We start from the raw sequence: 18,021 nt of genomic DNA, 5'->3' as shown, positions 1-18,021 counted from the left end.
TTTATTATTTCTACCATGTTTGTTTATGAAGCTTATATTATTCCGCAGTAGCTCAGTGGTAGAGCTATCGGCTGTTAACCGATCGGTCGTAGGTTCGAGTCCTACCTGCGGAGCCATTGCTTCCATAGCTCAGCAGGTAGAGCACTTCCATGGTAAGGAAGAGGTCAGCGGTTCGAGCCCGCTTGGAAGCTTATCTAAAATACGTTGATCTTATGCAGTTTCCGTGAGATATGGAACTGTTATTTTTTTGTCTAAAATATGTGGGTGTCATACGGGTGGCAAATTAGAGAATTTCTCTAAAATGTCCCCGTTTTTAATATATTATTGATTGCATCAGCGACTAAAATATCTGATTCACGATTAGCGTGAGTGTAAATATTCATTGTGGTTTGGACGTTAGCATGGCCAAGCCTCTGAGAAATAGCTTTAATATTTAATCCAGGTACTTTCCCAATTTGATTTATTAACATTGTTGCGTGTGAGTGTCTCATATCATGAAGACGTCCTGGCTTGATATTGTGCCTCTTAGTGAATCTCTGCCACCAAGTATTAGGTGAGGTAGGATACTGAGGTTGCCCCATGTCCCCACCAAATAACAAAAGCTTATCTGTTCCTCTCCACAATTCACCCAACAGTAATTTATTTTTCTTGATTTCTCGTAGCAAAATTACTGCTTCTTGCATTATACTTTGAGGCTATACAATTGTTGGGTGAGGATTATACGGAGGTTGATCAAGTAGTTTTTGTGACTTTAAAAGAAGAAAAAGGGAAAGCTGTGAAAGTAGAAGCTAACTTGTTTTCCTCCGAATTCAGATTGGTTTATAAAGAAGATTGGAGTTCCTTCATTAATCCTGCTTATGAAGAACCTAAAGTTGATGAGCAAATTTATAACTCTAAAAATGGAACTGATAGCATTAATAAAACTATTCCTGTCTTAAAACCAGCAATTCAAAAGAAAATTCAGGACAAGAAGAAGTTACCTAATCTTAAAAACACCGAGAAAAAACATAAAAAGGATAGTTAGTACTTTCCTGTTAAAGTGGAGGGTATAATTTCATGATAAATACTAAATTTAACGGAAGAAGATTAAGGGAAGGGAGAATATACAGAGGATTAACTATTACTGATTTGGCGGATAAATTGGATGTTAGTAAACAAATGATCTCAAAATATGAAAACGGAAAATCATCACCCCCTTTCGAGAGTGTACTTAAGTTGATTGATGTATTAAAGTTTCCGAAAGATTATTTTTATCAAGAGGGTATAGATGTAAAGACTGGGAACACTTATTTTAAATCATTACTTTCTACTGGAAAAAAAGAGAGAGAAATGCAAAATGATCGAGTAAAGTATCTCACTGTGATACGACACTTTATGGAAGAATTTATTGACTTTCCTGAACTTAATTTACCGGAGTTCGATTATCGCATCCCTTACAATATAGAAGAAGTAGCTATGAAAGTGAGAGAGCATTGGGGGCTTGGTAATGAACCCATAAGAAATATGGTAGGTCTGTTAGAGGAAAATGGGTTTGTAGTAACGTCAATTAATACAAGAATAAATAGTATTGATGCATTTGGTAGTAATCAAATTATTGGAGATAAGGAATACTACACAATTGTATTAGGTAATGATAAGAGATCATTCTATCGAAGGCAGTTTACCGCAGCTCATGAATTGGCACATAAAATTTTACATGATCCTGAGTTGAACACCGATGAAATTTCCAAGGAAGAATTCAAGAAAATAGAAGAGGAAGCTAACGAATTTGCTTCTGCTTTCTTGTTACCCATGGATGCATTCTTTAAGGATGTTTCACTACATCCAACTGACATAAATTATTATAAACACTTAAAGAAAAAATGGTGTGTTTCTATAAGTGCAATGATAGTCAGAGCCCATCGACTAGGTGTCATCACTCCTAATCAATATCAATATTTACAGAGACAAATTAGCCGATATAATTGGCGAATTAATGAGCCTTTTGATGATACTAAAAATTTAGAAGAACCAGTTGCTATTAGACAAGCGGTTGAACTACTAATTGAAAATGAAGTATTAAATGGTAAAGAGTTTTTACAAAAACTCTCTAAAGATTATGAATTAAGTTTACTCAGAGAAGAGGTTGAGCTTCTTTTAGGTTTGGAAGAAGGATACTTAAAAACCGAGACTGAGAATGTGCGTATAATAAGCATTGAGGATTTGAAAAAATAAAGCTTGATGTCTTAAGAGGAGAAACCCGGACACCAATCAATACAATTTGTATTGATTGGTGTCTTTTATTTCAAATAGGAGGAATTAAATTGTTAGTTAAACAATTATCATTCATCCCAGAAGTAAGTGAAAAAGAAGTGCGAAACATTGTTATTAAAGAGCTTAAAACATACAGAGCATTAAAAATCCAAACGGAGAATAGGGTAGAGCAAAGGGAAAAGGGAGTTATTGGGCTGTTTCCGCAGCTACGGGAAAGCACCGAATATAATGAGCTGAAGTTCAAGCAGATGGATAGGGCGCTAAAGCACTGCCTTGACCAAGACGAATACAGCATCATAGAAAAGAAATATTTGTCATCGCAAAAAATAAAGGATCTGGAAATCATGATTGAACTGGGTCTCAAAAGAGATAAGTTCTATCAGGTGAAAAGACAGGCTATATACAACATCGCGACAGCGCTCGGAATAATCTGAGGGCTGTTTTTAATTCTTTAAATATGCCCAGCAGTTCTAAAAATCACTAAGGAGTTGGTTAGAGAAATGTTGTTGCTGAGGTAACAAAAGGAGTTTGAAAGAAGTTAACACAGAACATAATCTCGATGATGTGGAAGACAGTATACAAGTCTTGAGGAGGAAGAAGATGAAGAGGATACTAATAGAGTATCGATGCAGGGGTTTTGTGCCATCTAAGTATCAAAAATCATATAATTATAAATAAAAGCAGGCATTTGTGTCTGCTTTTATTATTGGAGCTATTCAATACAAGCGCCAACAATTGCTGTAATACCAAAGAAGTCCAGTATTGCATCTTTCACTTGAGGACTTGCTTTCTTTGCTGCTTTGGCGACTGCTTTATCCCAAGCAGTTCTTTTGCTTCTATATTTTTTCTTATAGTAGTTATAATATTGATATGTTTTAGTAACAAAGGTTTTTGCTCCACCTAAGGCACTTAATCCTTTTTTAACTTTAAGAAGTTTTGCAGGATAAAAAACCAACCCTGCAATTGCGGTTCCCACGGCAGCCGTACAAGAAATAACTCCTAGAGTTGTGAACTGCGTGTCCGATTGTTCAGTCCGAGCAACTGCGGTGTTAAGATCCTTGACTATTGTTTTGTCATCAATATTGTTTCTGAACCAATCTAAAATAGCTTCAGAACCTTGATTAATTACTGACTCAGGAATGTCCTCAATCGCATATAGTGCTTTTTGATTTGATAATAAATTTGGAAATTCTTTTTCGAGGCTAGAATTTCGAACCAATGAGTCGTCTTTTGGTTCTACTGCTTCAACTGCTGTTGTTCCAAGGATAGAAAATAAAAATATTGAAACAACTGTTAAAATGATATTACTTTTGTACTTAAGAATAAAACTCATATCATCCTCCTTTTAACTTAATTTATCATACTTGCATATTATACACCTTTTTACCACTTGATTCCATAGAAAAAAATGTGTAATAATTGATTTTGAAAAATGCATATTTCTCTATAGAATAGTGAGGGGTTAGTGTGAGTCAAAAAAAATATGAGTCTATATGGTGGATAACGACTTTACTCATGTTTCTAGTTATAATCTTAAATAATATTGTTATAAAAAATGAACCTTTATATATTATTATTGTGGTTATATACATAGTGTTCATGGGATTTATAAAATTAAAACAAAAGAAATCTAAGTCAGATTAAGCAGGCCTAAAAGGCCTGCTTTTTTCGTTCCATTATATTGACCTAATTGTGATGCCTTTTCCCTTAGAAATTTTAAAAACTATGGTGTAACTTCAGAAGAACGTATTTTTTTGTTACAGGATCAATTTGATTCACACGAAATATTCGATAAAAACCCGACAAAAAGCCGACAAAATGGGGGATAAAATGGGTACTTTTTTTGATTGCGTTTTGTCATACGATAGAGACAAGAAAACGAACGTGAATAACAGTCCAAAAAGGAGATACCTACGGACGCTGATCTTTTGTACGAGTGAATTTGTACAGCTGATTAGTGGCCGTTTTTTTATGGCCAAACCAGGAGACGCACCTTTCCTTTATCAAGTGTGCACTCGGATGTATCGAATGACTATGAAGGTCGTTAGCTTCACAGGAGGAGCGGCTGGAGTCTATGCAGTATTGCGCGCGATAGTCACGGGGAACGCAAGCGGTGAGATCCCGCTTGCAAGGGAAGTCTTAAACTGGCTCTCCATTTTCTTTGCTTACCTCCTGGGGGAAATCGGCGGGCTACATATAAATAAAAGCGAATAGCGTAAGGCGGTGCTTATTCGGCAAGGAGTAATGAAAGATGAAAATGAGAGACGTTTTATCTGCTGACACGAAACAAGAGCTTAAAAAAGTGTTGAGTCGCTCCACAAAGGCAGAAGAACCTTTGACGAGGCGGGATTGGGAAGAAATCATGGGAACGAAACGTGACACCTTCAGACGTGTAGGCGGCCGGATCCGGAGAAAGTGAAATGATGGGAACAGCCGTCATGTATCGGGAGTATGGCTGCCGGTGCTTTGGATAGGGATAGGAGCACAAAAACAAAATGAGGGAGGAAATCGGAATGGCTTCATTAAAGGGAGTATGCGCCAATCCAACAAAACAGAATCATACTTAGATTCCTAAATATTGAAAAAGTGTCTCCGATATAGTTTTAGGAGGCGATTTTTTATGAGTGAAACTAAAGAAATAATTGAATTTGGTGATATCAAAGACGCAGAGATTTATTTGCAACTAATTGAAAAAAACATACACAAAAAAAGCTTCTCTGATCAAATTGCATTTAGAGAAGAAATCAAAAAGCGTCATGATAGAAAGCAAATTCAAATGCTCTTGGGCAGGCTGGAAGATATGATCGATAATAAAAAAGCTACAAGTCACTTTACTACAGCTTTTTTTGCAATTCTATCTTTTATTTTAGGAAGTACATTAAATTATGGTCTCGGTCGAGCAACAGCGCTCAGTCTGACAGAAAGTGACGAAGGAAGTGCTGCTGGAACAATTATCATATTGGTTTTTTATACTGCGGGACTAATTTGGTTTGTGTTATCTTTTGTATATTCAAAGAGACTAAAAAAATTGACCGGTTATAAAAGATTATTACAAGAGTGTTTAGAAGAAATGCCAGATAAAAGACATTTTAGAAGAAGAGTATAAACAAGCATTAGACACCTTAGTGTATAAGGTGTTTTTTTATTGGAGGCGAAACATCATGGATATTAGAACTATACCAGTAGAAAAGATTAACCTCGCTGTATACAACCCTCGTATTGATCTTCAGCCAGGCGATCCGGAATATGATGCTCTGAAAAAATCCATAGAACAATTCGGTTACATTGATCCACTTATCTGGAATGAAAAGACCGGCAATCTTGTTGGAGGTCACCAGCGATACAAGATTCTAATGGAGGAAAGGCCAAAAGATATCACCGTCTCCGTTGTCTCCTTAGATGAGGATAAAGAGAAGGCTCTTAACATTGCATTAAATAAGATCGGCGACGATTGGGATGAATCTAAACTCGAACAAGTTCTTGCGGAGCTAAAAGAAAATGACTTCGATCTAAGTCTTACTGGTTTCACAGAAGAAGAGTATGAGGAATTGCTATCTAATCTAAATATAGATACAGGAATCACAGTAGTGGAAGAGGATGATTTCGACATCCACGATGCACTGGATAATATTCGTGAGCCTGAGACTAAGTACGGTGATATCTGGAGGCTTGGCCGCCACACTTTAGTATGTGGTGATGCGACTAAGCCTGAAGATGTTGAGAGATTAATGGAGGGGCATAAAGCCGATTTGGTTGTGACTGATCCTCCATATAATGTGGCTATCAAAAGTGATAGTAAGAAATTAAATGAAGCTGGCCACGCATCTATTTTGAATGATGAGATGGATGTCGAGCGGTTTGATAGGTTCTTGAGAAGTGTTTTTCAAAACTACTCGTCCGTGATGAATGAGCGAGCAGCTATTTATGTATTCCACCCATCTTCTTATCAACGGGCCTTTGAAAATGAAATGAGAAATGCGGGTATTGATATTCGGTGTCAGTGTATTTGGGTAAAGAATTCACCGACATTTGGGTGGAGTCAATATCGTTTCATGCACGAGCCCGTTTTCTATGCTTTCAAAGAAGGGTGTTCACCACATTGGTATGGCGATCGTAAACAGACAACTGTCTGGAGGTCGGATTTAGCTGAGGATCAGGTACCAGAAACCGTATGGGAAATTTCTAGGGGCGATGTCTCTAAGTATGTTCATCCGACACAGAAACCGTTGGAATTGATAAATATCCCGATAGCCAATAGCAGTAAAAAAGGTGATATTGTCCTGGATTTCTTTGGAGGGAGCGGGTCAACGCTTATGACTTGCGAACAAACAGATAGAGAATGTCGTTTGCTCGAATTGGACCCCTATTTTATGATGTCATTAAAATGCGTTTTCAAGAAGCCACTGGAAAAGAGCCAGTGCTTATCAGTTCTTTATAAATAAAAAAAGAGGGTGCTGCTAACACCCTCCCTTTCTAAACAGAGAGAAACTCCCTGTCAAAGAGCGTGATCAAGACGCGGCCGCGTTGTGGGAAAACATCACGCTCTCATCTCATATTGTAATGGAGGACAGGGAGTATGGCAATAGAAAATAGAAACGTATGTTCCTTTTCTGACGATGAAAAAGAAAATCTCCTTCTCCTGCATAGTGCCGAGTTGTTATAGAACATCAGTCAATCAAAAGAGAAATACCGTAAAATCATTCAAGCAGGTATCGCCCAGTGGGTCAAAGACTTCCAAAGTGGGCATATCAAGGTGAATACTGTGGACGATTTGAAAAAGCTCATAGAGCTTGATATAGAGCTTCAGAAAGATGAAGAAATTTAACTTGACTGTTAACTATGCTGTACTTTTTCCACACTTTAGTATATTTATTTAGTGTGGGGTGATTAAGTTGAATAATCATGTTTTAGTAGGCAATGGCATAAACATTCAATTTGGTGGTAATGAATATTCAAATAAGAGCATTATTGATAGAGCTATTAATAATATTGATATTGGTAATTTTCCGGAAGAGGTATATCCTAAAGAAACTAAATTGTATTTTGAACAATTATATAAGTTAAGCTCAAAAGTTTTTAAGGGGAAGCTAAATCATCTAGCTGTTACGGATATAGAAAAAAAGAACTGAGTGAATTCATATCGCGCTATAGATTCCATAAAGGTAAACTGCGATATTATCAAATAGGATTTGAGGATTATTTTTTCTTGCATCATTTATTTTGTAATTATCATAAGATTAATAATCCCAATAAGTTTTATTATCAACAGCAGTTGAGATGTTTTTTTATTGATTCAATATTTAACAGTGGTAAAATTAATTCCTTATATGAATTATATCCTGACTCTTTGAAGAGCTGGTTTAGTCAGTTCAGTGAAGTGTTCACCACAAATTACGATAAGAATATCGAATTGCTTACAGGAATCAAAGTCAGCTATTTACATGGTGCTTTTCATATTATTAGTGATATTTATGACAAAGATGGTTTTAGAAATAAACTATCTGATAGACCCATTGATAACTATGTAATTATAGAGGGCTATGATCATTTATATTCAACTGCACTTACAACATATTCTGGCTCTTTAAAAGAATTTTCCGGTACCATGAATCCATCAGCAAATAAATTAATTGATAAATACGTTGAAGAAATTGATAGGAATCCTAAAAAACTTGAAGAAATTAGCCGCTTCAAAAACGAACCATCACCTCTGTGTTATTTATATGAAGCAATTATATTAAAATTAAAAGATAGAACTTTGAAATTTGAAGAGGATTATCCCTTTGAAAAACTTAAAACTTGTTCAGGAACCCTAACGATAATAGGACTTTCGCCAAACAATGATTCACATCTAATTGATATGATCAATAATAATGAAGGCATCACTAAAATTATTTATTATTATTTTGAAGAGAAGGAAGGACAATCTATAGTTCAATTTTTCTCCAATAAAGAGGTTGAACTTAGTGATGTAACTGACTTTTGGAATTCTATCGAAGCACTTCATTTGAAGTGCTTTTTAATTTTTGAAAACAAACTCAAAACTCAATTCATGCTTTGGGGGTGGGTGATGATGTAATGCCAAGACCACGAGATCCTAAACGAGATGAAGCGTTCCGTCTGTGGCAAGAAAGCGGCGGAACCCGCTTACTAAAAGATATAGCTGAGGAGCTCGGTTGCTCCCCTTCACTTATTCGCAAGTGGAAAAACCAAGATCATTGGGAAGAAAAATTGAATGGTAACGTTACTAAACAAAATGATCAATCCAATGGTAACGTTACTAATCCCGTTGGTGCTCCAAAAGGTAATAAAAATGCAAAAGGAAATAAAGGAAACAAAAGAGGGAAGGCGCCGCCTGGCAACCAAAACGCCAAAGGGAATAAAGGCGGCGCAGCCCCCAAAGGAAATAAAAACTCTGTGCGTACTGGCGAGTATGAATCAATCTTATTTGATTTCATGGATGATACAGAAAAAGAGCTGTTTGGCCAAATCGAAACAGACCCGCTCTATCAAATTGATATAACATAAGGGAGTTGAGTCTTCGAGAGCGGCGCATGATGCAAAGAATAAGCCGAAGAAAGTAACGATCAGAATACATGGACCACAGTATCTTCCTTAGTGGTTAAGGCAGGGACACTTGGTGAGACTGAATGGATCCACTTAACACAACGATATTTCCGTTTCAGATATGCAAACGGTAATCTGCAACAGTCTGATTTCGTACTTTATCAGTCGCTGGGTGCTGGAGAAGAGGATATAAATATTAAACAAGCTGTTCCGATTAAAGCGACAGCTGCTCCGCTCATTATGCAAATAGATAAGAGCGGCTTAACCGATGATGGCCGCTTAAAAGTTCAGACTGAAGGCTTGAATCTCGGCTCATTAGACACTCAAGCAAAAACGATAGATGTTATTTTTCACGATAAAACAGAAGAGATTGGGGATGGTACTCCGTTCACTGTTGGATCATTTAAAACGTTGCTCATTGAGGTTTATGGGACAGCTGAGACAAGTGAATTGAAATTCTGGGGTAAATCCTTATCGGGAACAAAAAGAGCCCTGAGAGGGCAGAAAGTGGATGACGGAACGTATGCCACTAGCACAAAAGGAAGATCGGAAGCCTGGTCTTTTGACATTACCGGTTTTAAAGAAATCATGATGGAGCTCACAGCGTTAACAAATGGAAACTTTTCAGTAAGAGGGACGGCCGTCTCTTAAAGTCGGACCGTCTTTTTTTGCCTCTAAGGAGGTGATAAAGAAATGGAGGAAACGAGTGTGTTTATTAACTTTGATACGTTAGATTTAGCGAGGGTGTACCTGTTCGGAGGTGTGAAATATCTTGATTTACTGCTTGTTCTCAGCATTCTTGATGTGATAACAGGCGTCATCAAGGCTTGGAAATTTAAGAAGTTGCGGAGCCGGAGCGCATGGTTTGGTTATGTCCGGAAGATGCTTAGTTTTTCGGTGGTCATTGTGGCAAATATCATAGATACAATCCTCAATCTGAACGGTGTCCTGACATTTGGAACCGTTCTTTTTTATATCGCCAATGAGGGGCTTTCCATTACGGAGAATCTGGCACAGATCGGCGTTAAGATTCCGGCGGCCATCACTGACCGACTTCACGTAATCGAAAATGACAACGAACAAACAAACGAAAAAGACGAACAGGCTGCTGGATAACCCGGCGGCTTTTTCTATATCAAAAATAAAGGAGAGAACACGCATGACAATCACAGTGAAAAAGAATCTGGTATCAAAAGTTAAATACGGTTTGAAATGCTCGAACCCAATGACAGCGGAATACATTACAATCCACAATACAGCCAATGACGCATCAGCTGCCAATGAGATCAGTTACATGATCAACAACACAAATTCAACAAGCTTTCATTTTGCAGTAGATGACAAAGAGGTGCGGCAGGGCATTCCAACAGATCGCAATGCAAGGCACACAGGGGATGGCACATACGGCACCGGGAACCGTAAGTCTATAGGCGTTGAAATTTGTTACAGCAAGTCAGGAGGCGCTAAATACTATGCTGCTGAAAAGTTGGCTATCAAGTTTGTGGCGCAGCTGCTTAAAGAACGTGGATGGGGTGTTGATCGAGTCCGCAAACATCAGGACTGGAACGGGAAATACTGTCCTCACCGGATTTTGTCAGAGGGTAGATGGGATGAAGTAAAAGCCGCTATTGCTGATGAATTAAGCAAAATCGGTGGTAAAACCTCAGCTGCTTCAGGTGGTTCTTCAGGATCCGGAACAATATATACAGTTAAAAAAGGTGATACTCTTTCCGCAATTGCAAAAGAGCACGGGGTGAGTGTAGCAAATCTTCAGAGCTGGAATAACATTAAAGACCCGAATAAAATTACAGTTGGCCAAAAATTGAAACTGAAAGGATCCAGTTCATCCAGCAGCACTAAAACAAGCAGCAAAAAGACATCATACCCGCTCCCTTCCGTAATTATTAAAGTGACAAGTCCGATGACGAAAGGAACGAATGTCAGACAAGTTCAAAATGCTCTGGCTGCTCTTTATTTCTACCCGGATAAAGGGGCAAAGAATAATGGCATTGATGGCGTATATGGACCGAAAACCGCAAATGCAGTCAAACGGTTCCAGTCAGTAAGTGGCCTGACTGCTGATGGCATTTATGGTCCTAAGACTAAAGAGAAAATTGAGGAGAAATTGAAATAAAAAGCCTTCTGACCAAAGACTTTTAAGCGTCTCTATGTATGCACTTAATTACGGAAAGAGAATAAAATAAAAAGGGGTATCAATAACCCCTTTTTGCTTTTAATATAAACGCAAACTACCGTTCCAAGTTTGTCCGATTTTAGCTCCAATCGTAAACCCTTTAATGTCTACACCGAGAACCATAGCCCCTACAACCTTAATTTTTGCAGTATCATTAGTTGTTTTGGTTTTAGTAATGTTATAGCTCTTTCCAGTTTGTTTCCACCAAGCTACGTTAAGGCCAGTAACATAAGAGTTAATACCTGACACTTTAGTGAACTGAGGCTTCTTATTTACAAATTTATATTGGTAATTAAACGCGATATTTTTCCAGCAAGCCATCCCTGTCATACCCCAACCTGTAAAAGGCGCCCACCAATTGATAACATGTGAGTCATTTATTTGTGGTTTTATTAAGGTAGTACCTTCACTAACATTAATGGCCTTTTCAAACTCTTGTGGTTGTTGAGCATTTTTAATAAACTCTTCAAAATCCTGAACTGAATCAAACTTCAAAAAATCCTTTTTAGATACACTTGAAAATTCTTCGCTTGAGACATCCACTAATTCAAAACCAAGGTCCTTTTGTAATTCTTCCACTTGGTTCCTTGTTTCAGCAATCTCTTTTGTTGTGGATTCTGCGTTGGCTGAAGCAAAAGGAACCAAAGCCAAGCCAAGGGCAATGACTAAGACTAAAATCCTTTTCATACTTTCAACCTCCATTCAATTTAGTTCTTACAAACCAATTAAAACATATGAAAGTCCTGAAATCCATAAAAAACCAAAAGATTTATATTTTTCAATAAATTTATTTATTTGGATATGTTATAATTGCCGGGTAACATATAAGGGGAAGGGAGTGATTGCATGAAAAACCGATTGAAAAAATACAAGTTAGGTTTGATAAGCTTTCTAGTTCCACTTATTTCGATTTTTGTAATACCCTATGAGAAGGTTTCAGAATTGGGGTATGCTCTCGGTTTCCCTATTCAATTTGTGATTTATCGTAGCTATGATGGGTTTGTAGGAAATAGGTTTTTGTTATTTACTCCAACAGAATTCATTAAGACAGAGTTTAATGTTGTTAATTATTTAATCGCCGTTCTGATGGTGTATGTATTACTAAGGATCATCAAAAAAGTTATAACAGGGTTGAAAGCAACAAAACACAATCCTATTGAGGAAAGATAATATCCTCATAAAAAAGCCCGTCTCATAAGGCGGGCTTTAAATAATCCATATTTTCTTTTCTTTATCCCATGAAAGAGCGCCTTTGTGGATAAAAAACGATAACGCAATTCGGAGAAAACCCTTGTTTTATGTCCATCTCCAGTTAATAGCTCCGTCAGGGTAAACTGCAGGAACAATGATTCCTCGTTTGCTGTTGTTCTCGTCAAGGATGTACCAATTTTCATCTTCTAACCATTCTTCGTCGTATTTCGTTTCATCGAAGTCACCATCTTCGTCAATAAGGTCATTAAATAGGTCTCGAAAGATCTCGATGTTTTCATATGGGCTGAGTATACCGTACATCCACATACCTTCTCCGCTAACGTCGTGAATTTCGCCTAACTTTTCATCTTTATAGTAAAGGAACACTTATTTTCCCTCCTTTGATTGAAGTTTGAAATACTCGCTTGGTATCTCGCCTCTTATTAAATATTCAGTATCTCTTTTTGTCCAACTAAGAGCTCTTTTCTTCCAATAATCTGAATGCTTATCATTCTTTATTAGACGTTCAATTTTTTTTGGGGATAAAATAGCTACTTCTTTTACTTCTCCTGACTGGATGGCCTTTCGCAAAGCCGGCAGATTTAATTCAATAGAATTATCACCGTAATTAGTGATTACATTTTTATTCATCGTGAAACTGGTGTACGGACTATTAGACTTTTGAGCTCCTCTAAATCCGCCTAAAATATGTTCTGTCACTGTGACTTGTCTACCTTTATACATTCCTTCTTTATTTATTGGCACAAGATTTCCGGTGTCCGGATCAATATGTGATTTTCCTAATCCGTTAGCTGCTTTGGTGGAATATAAATCTTTATCTCCACGATAGAGATTTGAGGATTTTCCGGCTCCTGCGCTTGCTTTCAATACTTTTCCCGTCCCGATTGCTCCTACGGGACCGAGAGCAGCTAGAGCACTATTAAAGCTGTTTTCACGTCTCTCCTCAGAAATCTTATTCCCAAACATATCTCGGCCGGTTATTGCTTCACTAAAACCATTCGCTGACGCAAGACCGTAGAGTCCTTTACTGGAGTTTTGAAGGGCAAGGAATGTCTTAGGTGTTTTATAGATATCAAGCGCTTTGTCTGCTCTATAGATGGCCTTGCTCGTTGAGTAGACAGCCTTTCCGCCTTTTGCTAATTTTCCAGCCCACCCCACAATCGGGACATAACCTGCCGCAGCCATCGCTCCAGCTGCTACACGTTGGCCCTCTGTCAATTTTTCGCCAGTAACAGGATCAACTCCATCAGCAGCTCTCTTATAATCATAATATCCGGAGACTTCCCCCAAAATTACAAACGACATCCCAGGTCTTTTCATACCAGGGCCTATTTGCGAGTTCTTCTTGTTCTTTCGCAATTCTTCTTTGTTCGGCCTGCTGATCTTTGAAGGAAATATAATCAGTAGATTGTTTTTTTACATCCTCGGTCATCTTATGAATTTCACTGTCTCTATAAGCTTTTGCATTATAGTGGATTGGGGAGGCGCTTTTGCCTTTTGCTGTAGCGTTCATGAGTGCTTGGTAATCAGCCTGAATCATTTGTTCATTTGCTTCTGAGAGCGCATATTCAGATGTTAAATTTTCATCGACTTCATGAATTTTTTTAATGGTCTTGGTACGTTTGTTGTCTGCTGAAGAGAGTTCGTCTTTAAAAGTTTCTGTGGAGAATAAATCTAGTGGTAGTATGTCGTTGATGTCATTTAGAATGTCTCTCATTGCTTTTTTCTGCTCTGACATGATGGATTTTGATTTAGTATAGGCATTAACCAGCTCATGCTCTAGAAATGATTCTTCTATGTAAGCGCCGTTTAAGCTGGCTTCTTCTAAAACGCCAGAGATACTTGTGAGAAATGAGATTTTCATATCTATCAAATCAATCCACTGGTCAGCGATCCCTGCTTGATCTTCATAAAATGCCTTTATGTTATTGGCACCTTTACCTGAAAAATCACTGTCATCAAGATCAGCCACTGATTTGAAGGCTTTCTTTAGTTTGACCATTTGATTCCTTGTATCTTTGTATTCCTTTGCACGGTTTTCAGCTTCAGAAAGCAATGATTTAGCTTCAAATACCTTCATGCTCATATCCTTTCTTGTTAAGCTTTGTGATTCAACAACTAACAAAATTTTACCATATAAAATGAGTGAGAAATACAATAAACCCTTTTGTTTGGAAGATGAGTAATTGAACGAAATGAACCGAAGCAAAAGTTTGCGGTTTTTTTGCGGACAAGCATTATATGGAAAATGATAAAATATTACATAAAAAGGATGAAGAGGGAGGTTAAGCCATGGATTTGGTTTTGCCATCGTCACATGTAGGCGTTAAAATCAACGACTGGTATAAAATGATTCGTCAATTCAGTGTTCCGGATGCTGAAATTTTGAAAGTTGAAGTTGAACAGGAAATTAAAAAAATGGAAGAGGACCAGGATTTACTGATATATTATTCTCTTATGTGTTTTCGTCATCAGTTGATGCTCGATTACTTAGAACCGGAGAAAAGGTATAGGACGTCACGACCGAGTATAGAAAAGATTGAAACTCCACAAAAAAACTAACTGGACTCCTGAAGTATTACTCGTTATTTTTCCGCGGTATGTATGAATTTGATCATAAAGAATATGTAGAGGCAATAAACTTTTATCGTAAAGCAGAAAAAGAACTTTATGCTGTAAAGGATGAAATTGAGCAGGCGGAATTTCATTTTAAAGTAGCTGAAGCATATTACAACATGAAACAAACGCACGTCTCTATGCATCATATATTGAAAGCACTTGAAGTTTATGATCAGCATCCACTATACAAAGTCCGTAAAATTCAAAGTCTATTCGTCGTTGTTGGGAACTATCTCGACTTTAAACATTACGAAAAAGGGTTACAGCATCTTGAAGAAGCTTTAAAGTTGGCTAAAGAATTAGGTCATAAAAGGCTAATTACTTCAGCACTTTACAATTTAGGCGAGAGTCACCACTATATGGACCAAGCTGATATAGCTGAAGAGTATTTAAAAGAATCTATTGCTGTTGGTGAAGAAATAAAGTCCCGGACACTCCCTCACTGTTTGTATTCATTGGCTATTGTTTTGTTCAAACAGAAAAAGGATGAGGCAAGCATAATCTTACAAAAGGGTTTAGAGTTATCGAAAGAATATGAAGATCATCTTTTTGTATTGTTGAATGAGTATTTGAAAGCATTATACGTCGAAGGTGTTAATGAGAAAGCACTCTCCAAAATATTAGATAAACTAAGAAATATTCATATGTTTTCATATGTAGAAGAATTGACACTTCTTACGGCTAATTACTTCAAAGAGTCAAAAGACTATGAAAATGCTACAATGTATTATGATCAGATGGTTGAGGCGCAACTTCAAATTCAGCGAGGTGATTGCTTGTATGAATATTAAAAAGCAAATCGGTTTGTCTGTTTCCTCCATAGTTATTGTGGCCGGGTTAATCGCTTTTATTGGAGGCAGTTTACAAGTGCATACAGATTTATCTAACACTAAAAAAGAAGAAATGCAATTGGCTGCAAGATTACAAACATAACTTGCAGTGTCCCTCTCGTTTAGAGAGGGTTATTTTGTTTCTGCAAAAACAAGAGAATCAAATGCGATAAAATTAGTATCCCCTTTTAAATCCTTCACATGTAACTGTTGCTTAATAGCATTTATGTAATGAACATGTCCGATTACCTCTTCAATGAAACCATTTCTATAAAAACTAATGGTTAGAGCCGTATTGTTCTCCATTGCTTCAAAAATAACCCGTGCCATTTCTTCGAGTTGATATTCATCGAGATATAAACAATGATATTAGGTATTGTGCAAAACGGAAACGTATATTAACAGTGATCAGACTCTCCATAGTGAAATGAATATTTGCTCAGATAAAGCAAAGCATAGTAATAAAACGCCAGGGTTCCCCTGGCGTCGAAACGGGAAAGCTTCTAATTTTTTAAGTGGATATCGTTTGAATGTTATGCTCTTCAAAAATTCGTTTTGCTACAAAGATTGAATTAAGCACTCTTGGAAAGCCGGTATAAGGCGTACAGTGAATTATTGATTCTACTATCTCATCTGGTGAAAGCCCAACATTGAGTGCTGCATTTATATGAACATGTAGTTGCGGTTCACAGCCACCTTGTGTAGTGAGTGCTGCAATTGTAATTAATTGTCGTTGCTTTAGGTCAAGTCCTTCTCTCTGATATACATCTCCAAAAGCAAATTCCACTACGTATTTTCCGAGATCAGGAGCAATGTCTTTAAGTGAATCAATTACACGTTGTCCGCCCTCTCCATCTACTTCCATAAGTTTTTGCCAACCTCGCTGATACCGATCGTTGTTCATTTCATTCTCTCCTTTTAGATTAGTTGATCTTTCGAATTGAATGCTACACTTTAGAGTGCACTCTAAAGCAATACTTTTTTTGTGCTAAAATGATTTATATGGAAAAACTTTATACGATTCAACAAATTTCAAATATGACTAAACTCTCCGTCTACACTTTACGCTACTACGAAAAAATAGGGTTGCTTCGTGAAGTGAGACGGGATGAAAACGGTTATCGAAAGTATACGGAGTCTGATATGTCTTGGATCAATTTTTTAATCCGTTTACGAACAACTGGGATGTCAATTACGGACATGATACGGTTTTCTGATCTGAGAAGCCAAGGGGAGTCTACGGTAAAAAAACGACTGGAATTGTTAGAAATGCATCAAAAGAATGTTCTTGAAGAAATTGAAGGGTTAAAGGATAACTTAACGAAGATAGAAGCAAAGATTGATTACTACAAGTTATTGGAGGAACATAAATGAAACTTTGCTATTATATAAAGACAAAGAATGTCCTGAAGGGCCGGATGAAGAACTTTAAGAACAGGCTTTGAATTGCTTGAGGGTAAAACTCACCGAGTAAAATGAATGAGCTATTAGATGCTCTGAAAAGAAAAGGATATGTAACTTGGGAAGAAGGAGTACTAAGAAGATTAATGAAGGTTGTAAATGAAAAGTCATCATATAATAGATGTTTTTTTTATTTTGCACTTATTTTCAATTCTAATGTATTAGTGTCAGTTTTAATTTCAGTGTCCGCCACCTTGGGTGGCAGAAAGGTGGCAAACATGATTATTCGCCACCTTTCTAAATTTGTTTAAACTGTATTGACATTTATCAAAACCCTGCTATAATTACTTTTGTTCTAAGAAACCGGATTTAAACTTTCAAGATGCTCTTCCATGGTAAGGAAGAGGTCAGCGGTTCGAGCCCGCTTGGAAGCTTTATTAGGGTATTATTATCAAGGTTTCTCAAAAAAGAGAAAGCTTTTTTTATTGCGATATGCGGAAGTAGTTCAGTGGTAGAACACCACCTTGCCAAGGTGGGGGTCGCGGGTTCGAATCCCGTCTTCCGCTCCATTTTTATCCCAACGGGATATTTTAAAATGCACTTGTTGCGCCCGTAGCTCAATTGGATAGAGCGTTTGACTACGGATCAAAAGGTTAGGGGTTCGACTCCTCTCGGGCGCGCCACTCTTTTAATGGAATAGACAATCGGGAAGTAGCTCAGCTTGGTAGAGCACATGGTTTGGGACCATGGGGTCGCAGGTTCGAATCCTGTCTTCCCGACCATTTCAATGGGGCCTTAGCTCAGCTGGGAGAGCGCCTGCTTTGCACGCAGGAGGTCAGCGGTTCGATCCCGCTAGGCTCCACCAAATGTTTTTTTAAAAAAGTTGTTGACTTTGAAGAAGTAACGTTATATACTAATAAAGTTGCTTTAACAAAGCAACTAAAC

General features: G+C 37.5%; 17 protein-coding genes, 6 tRNA genes and 7 pseudogenes. 23 read left to right on the top strand and 7 right to left on the bottom strand.

What is annotated here, in order from left to right:
- The first annotated feature begins 41 nt into the window (after positions 1-41).
- Positions 42-116 (top strand) — tRNA-Asn (locus SC79_RS19495).
- Between the two features lie 2 nt (positions 117-118).
- Positions 119-191 (top strand) — tRNA-Thr (locus SC79_RS19490).
- Positions 192-296: 105 nt separating this feature from the next.
- On the opposite strand, the gene SC79_RS19485 is transcribed toward SC79_RS19490, so the two are convergent.
- On the bottom strand, positions 297-665 hold the full coding sequence (locus tag SC79_RS19485; RefSeq protein WP_231559229.1) for a tyrosine-type recombinase/integrase: 369 nt from the start codon (positions 663-665) through the stop codon (positions 297-299).
- A 38-nt stretch (positions 666-703) separates the two neighbouring features.
- Here SC79_RS19485 and SC79_RS19480 point away from each other — a divergent pair, with 38 nt between their 5' ends.
- The 3 genes from SC79_RS19480 (at position 704) to SC79_RS19470 (ending at position 2,687) form a co-directional block, all read left to right on the top strand.
- Positions 704-1,024, top strand: coding sequence for a DUF5986 family protein (locus tag SC79_RS19480; protein WP_039076485.1), 321 nt, complete (start codon positions 704-706; stop codon positions 1,022-1,024).
- Between the two features lie 32 nt (positions 1,025-1,056).
- On the top strand, positions 1,057-2,214 hold the full coding sequence (locus tag SC79_RS19475) for a helix-turn-helix domain-containing protein (RefSeq protein WP_039076484.1): 1,158 nt from the start codon (positions 1,057-1,059) through the stop codon (positions 2,212-2,214).
- 89 nt (positions 2,215-2,303) lie between these two features.
- Positions 2,304-2,687 carry an ArpU family phage packaging/lysis transcriptional regulator gene (locus tag SC79_RS19470; RefSeq protein WP_039076483.1) on the top strand — a complete coding sequence of 128 codons (384 nt, stop codon included), beginning with the start codon at positions 2,304-2,306 and terminating at the stop codon, positions 2,685-2,687.
- A gap of 278 nt (positions 2,688-2,965) precedes the next feature.
- Here the strand turns inward: SC79_RS19470 and SC79_RS19465 are convergent, their stop codons facing one another.
- Positions 2,966-3,586 (bottom strand): hypothetical protein, encoded by a 621-nt coding sequence (locus tag SC79_RS19465; RefSeq protein ID WP_039076482.1) that lies wholly within the window; start codon positions 3,584-3,586, stop codon positions 2,966-2,968.
- A gap of 918 nt (positions 3,587-4,504) precedes the next feature.
- On the opposite strand from SC79_RS19465, the gene SC79_RS21200 reads away from it, so the two are divergent.
- The 10 genes and pseudogenes from SC79_RS21200 (at position 4,505) to SC79_RS19415 (ending at position 10,954) form a co-directional block, all read left to right on the top strand.
- The gene (locus SC79_RS21200) at positions 4,505-4,672 is read left to right on the top strand and encodes a hypothetical protein (RefSeq protein ID WP_039076480.1); all 168 of its coding nucleotides are present in this window, start codon (positions 4,505-4,507) and stop codon (positions 4,670-4,672) included.
- A 201-nt stretch (positions 4,673-4,873) separates the two neighbouring features.
- Entirely contained in the window at positions 4,874-5,359 is a 486-nt protein-coding gene (locus SC79_RS19450) for a hypothetical protein (protein ID WP_039076479.1), read from the top strand.
- A 55-nt stretch (positions 5,360-5,414) separates the two neighbouring features.
- Positions 5,415-6,691 (top strand): annotated as a pseudogene (locus SC79_RS19445) (site-specific DNA-methyltransferase).
- A gap of 138 nt (positions 6,692-6,829) precedes the next feature.
- Positions 6,830-7,078, top strand: a pseudogene (locus SC79_RS21480) (hypothetical protein).
- A 67-nt stretch (positions 7,079-7,145) separates the two neighbouring features.
- Positions 7,146-7,382 (top strand): hypothetical protein, encoded by a 237-nt coding sequence (locus tag SC79_RS19440; RefSeq protein WP_039076478.1) that lies wholly within the window; start codon positions 7,146-7,148, stop codon positions 7,380-7,382.
- A 77-nt stretch (positions 7,383-7,459) separates the two neighbouring features.
- Positions 7,460-8,332, top strand: a complete 873-nt coding sequence (locus SC79_RS19435; protein WP_052245645.1) for a hypothetical protein — start codon at positions 7,460-7,462, stop codon at positions 8,330-8,332.
- Positions 8,332-8,828: pseudogene (locus SC79_RS21710) on the top strand (phage terminase small subunit-related protein); the annotation flags it as partial. The gene SC79_RS19435 and the pseudogene SC79_RS21710, both read left to right, overlap by 1 nt.
- Positions 8,827-9,471 (top strand): annotated as a pseudogene (locus SC79_RS19425) (phage portal protein); the annotation flags it as partial. The pseudogenes SC79_RS21710 and SC79_RS19425, both read left to right, overlap by 2 nt.
- 42 nt (positions 9,472-9,513) lie before the next feature.
- The gene (locus SC79_RS19420; protein ID WP_039076477.1) at positions 9,514-9,936 is read left to right on the top strand and encodes a phage holin family protein; all 423 of its coding nucleotides are present in this window, start codon (positions 9,514-9,516) and stop codon (positions 9,934-9,936) included.
- A gap of 43 nt (positions 9,937-9,979) precedes the next feature.
- Entirely contained in the window at positions 9,980-10,954 is a 975-nt protein-coding gene (locus tag SC79_RS19415; RefSeq protein WP_039076476.1) for a LysM peptidoglycan-binding domain-containing protein, read from the top strand.
- Between the two features lie 99 nt (positions 10,955-11,053).
- On the opposite strand, the gene SC79_RS19410 is transcribed toward SC79_RS19415, so the two are convergent.
- A complete protein-coding gene (locus SC79_RS19410) occupies positions 11,054-11,701 on the bottom strand; it encodes a hypothetical protein (protein WP_039076475.1) in 648 nt (215 codons plus the stop codon).
- Between the two features lie 159 nt (positions 11,702-11,860).
- On the opposite strand from SC79_RS19410, the gene SC79_RS19405 reads away from it, so the two are divergent.
- On the top strand, positions 11,861-12,184 hold the full coding sequence (locus tag SC79_RS19405) for a hypothetical protein (RefSeq protein WP_039076474.1): 324 nt from the start codon (positions 11,861-11,863) through the stop codon (positions 12,182-12,184).
- A gap of 126 nt (positions 12,185-12,310) precedes the next feature.
- On the opposite strand, the gene SC79_RS19400 is transcribed toward SC79_RS19405, so the two are convergent.
- Positions 12,311-12,526, bottom strand: a complete 216-nt coding sequence (locus SC79_RS19400; protein WP_231559227.1) for a hypothetical protein — start codon at positions 12,524-12,526, stop codon at positions 12,311-12,313.
- A gap of 66 nt (positions 12,527-12,592) precedes the next feature.
- Positions 12,593-14,306 (bottom strand): annotated as a pseudogene (locus SC79_RS19390) (ribonuclease YeeF family protein).
- Between the two features lie 212 nt (positions 14,307-14,518).
- Between SC79_RS19390 and SC79_RS19385 the strand changes: the two are divergent.
- Positions 14,519-15,636: pseudogene (locus tag SC79_RS19385) on the top strand (response regulator aspartate phosphatase).
- The gene (locus SC79_RS21195; protein WP_180298653.1) at positions 15,626-15,778 is read left to right on the top strand and encodes a hypothetical protein; all 153 of its coding nucleotides are present in this window, start codon (positions 15,626-15,628) and stop codon (positions 15,776-15,778) included. Before SC79_RS19385 ends, SC79_RS21195 begins: the two are co-directional and overlap by 11 nt.
- Before the next feature lie 29 nt (positions 15,779-15,807).
- Here the strand turns inward: SC79_RS21195 and SC79_RS19380 are convergent.
- Positions 15,808-16,017 (bottom strand): annotated as a pseudogene (locus SC79_RS19380) (YolD-like family protein); the annotation flags it as partial.
- A 169-nt stretch (positions 16,018-16,186) separates the two neighbouring features.
- Complete coding sequence (locus SC79_RS19375; protein WP_039076471.1) at positions 16,187-16,579, bottom strand: carboxymuconolactone decarboxylase family protein; 393 nt, start codon at positions 16,577-16,579, stop codon at positions 16,187-16,189.
- Positions 16,580-16,677: 98 nt separating this feature from the next.
- Between SC79_RS19375 and SC79_RS19370 the strand changes: the two genes are divergently transcribed.
- The 5 genes from SC79_RS19370 to SC79_RS19350 all read left to right on the top strand — a co-directional run bounded on the left by SC79_RS19370 (position 16,678) and on the right by SC79_RS19350 (position 17,941).
- Positions 16,678-17,049 (top strand): MerR family transcriptional regulator, encoded by a 372-nt coding sequence (locus SC79_RS19370; protein ID WP_039076486.1) that lies wholly within the window; start codon positions 16,678-16,680, stop codon positions 17,047-17,049.
- Between the two features lie 521 nt (positions 17,050-17,570).
- A tRNA-Gly gene (locus SC79_RS19365) sits at positions 17,571-17,645 on the top strand.
- A gap of 37 nt (positions 17,646-17,682) precedes the next feature.
- Positions 17,683-17,759 (top strand) — tRNA-Arg (locus SC79_RS19360).
- 22 nt (positions 17,760-17,781) lie between these two features.
- A tRNA-Pro gene (locus SC79_RS19355) sits at positions 17,782-17,858 on the top strand.
- A 7-nt stretch (positions 17,859-17,865) separates the two neighbouring features.
- A tRNA-Ala gene (locus SC79_RS19350) sits at positions 17,866-17,941 on the top strand.
- Positions 17,942-18,021: the final 80 nt, after the last annotated feature.

The sequence above is a fragment of the Bacillus sp. MSP13 genome (assembly GCF_000815295.1).
Lineage (GTDB): Bacteria > Bacillota > Bacilli > Bacillales > Bacillaceae > Bacillus > Bacillus vallismortis.
The sequence above is the reverse complement of the archived record's forward strand: the minus strand, read 5'-3'. Positions and strand labels throughout refer to the sequence as shown.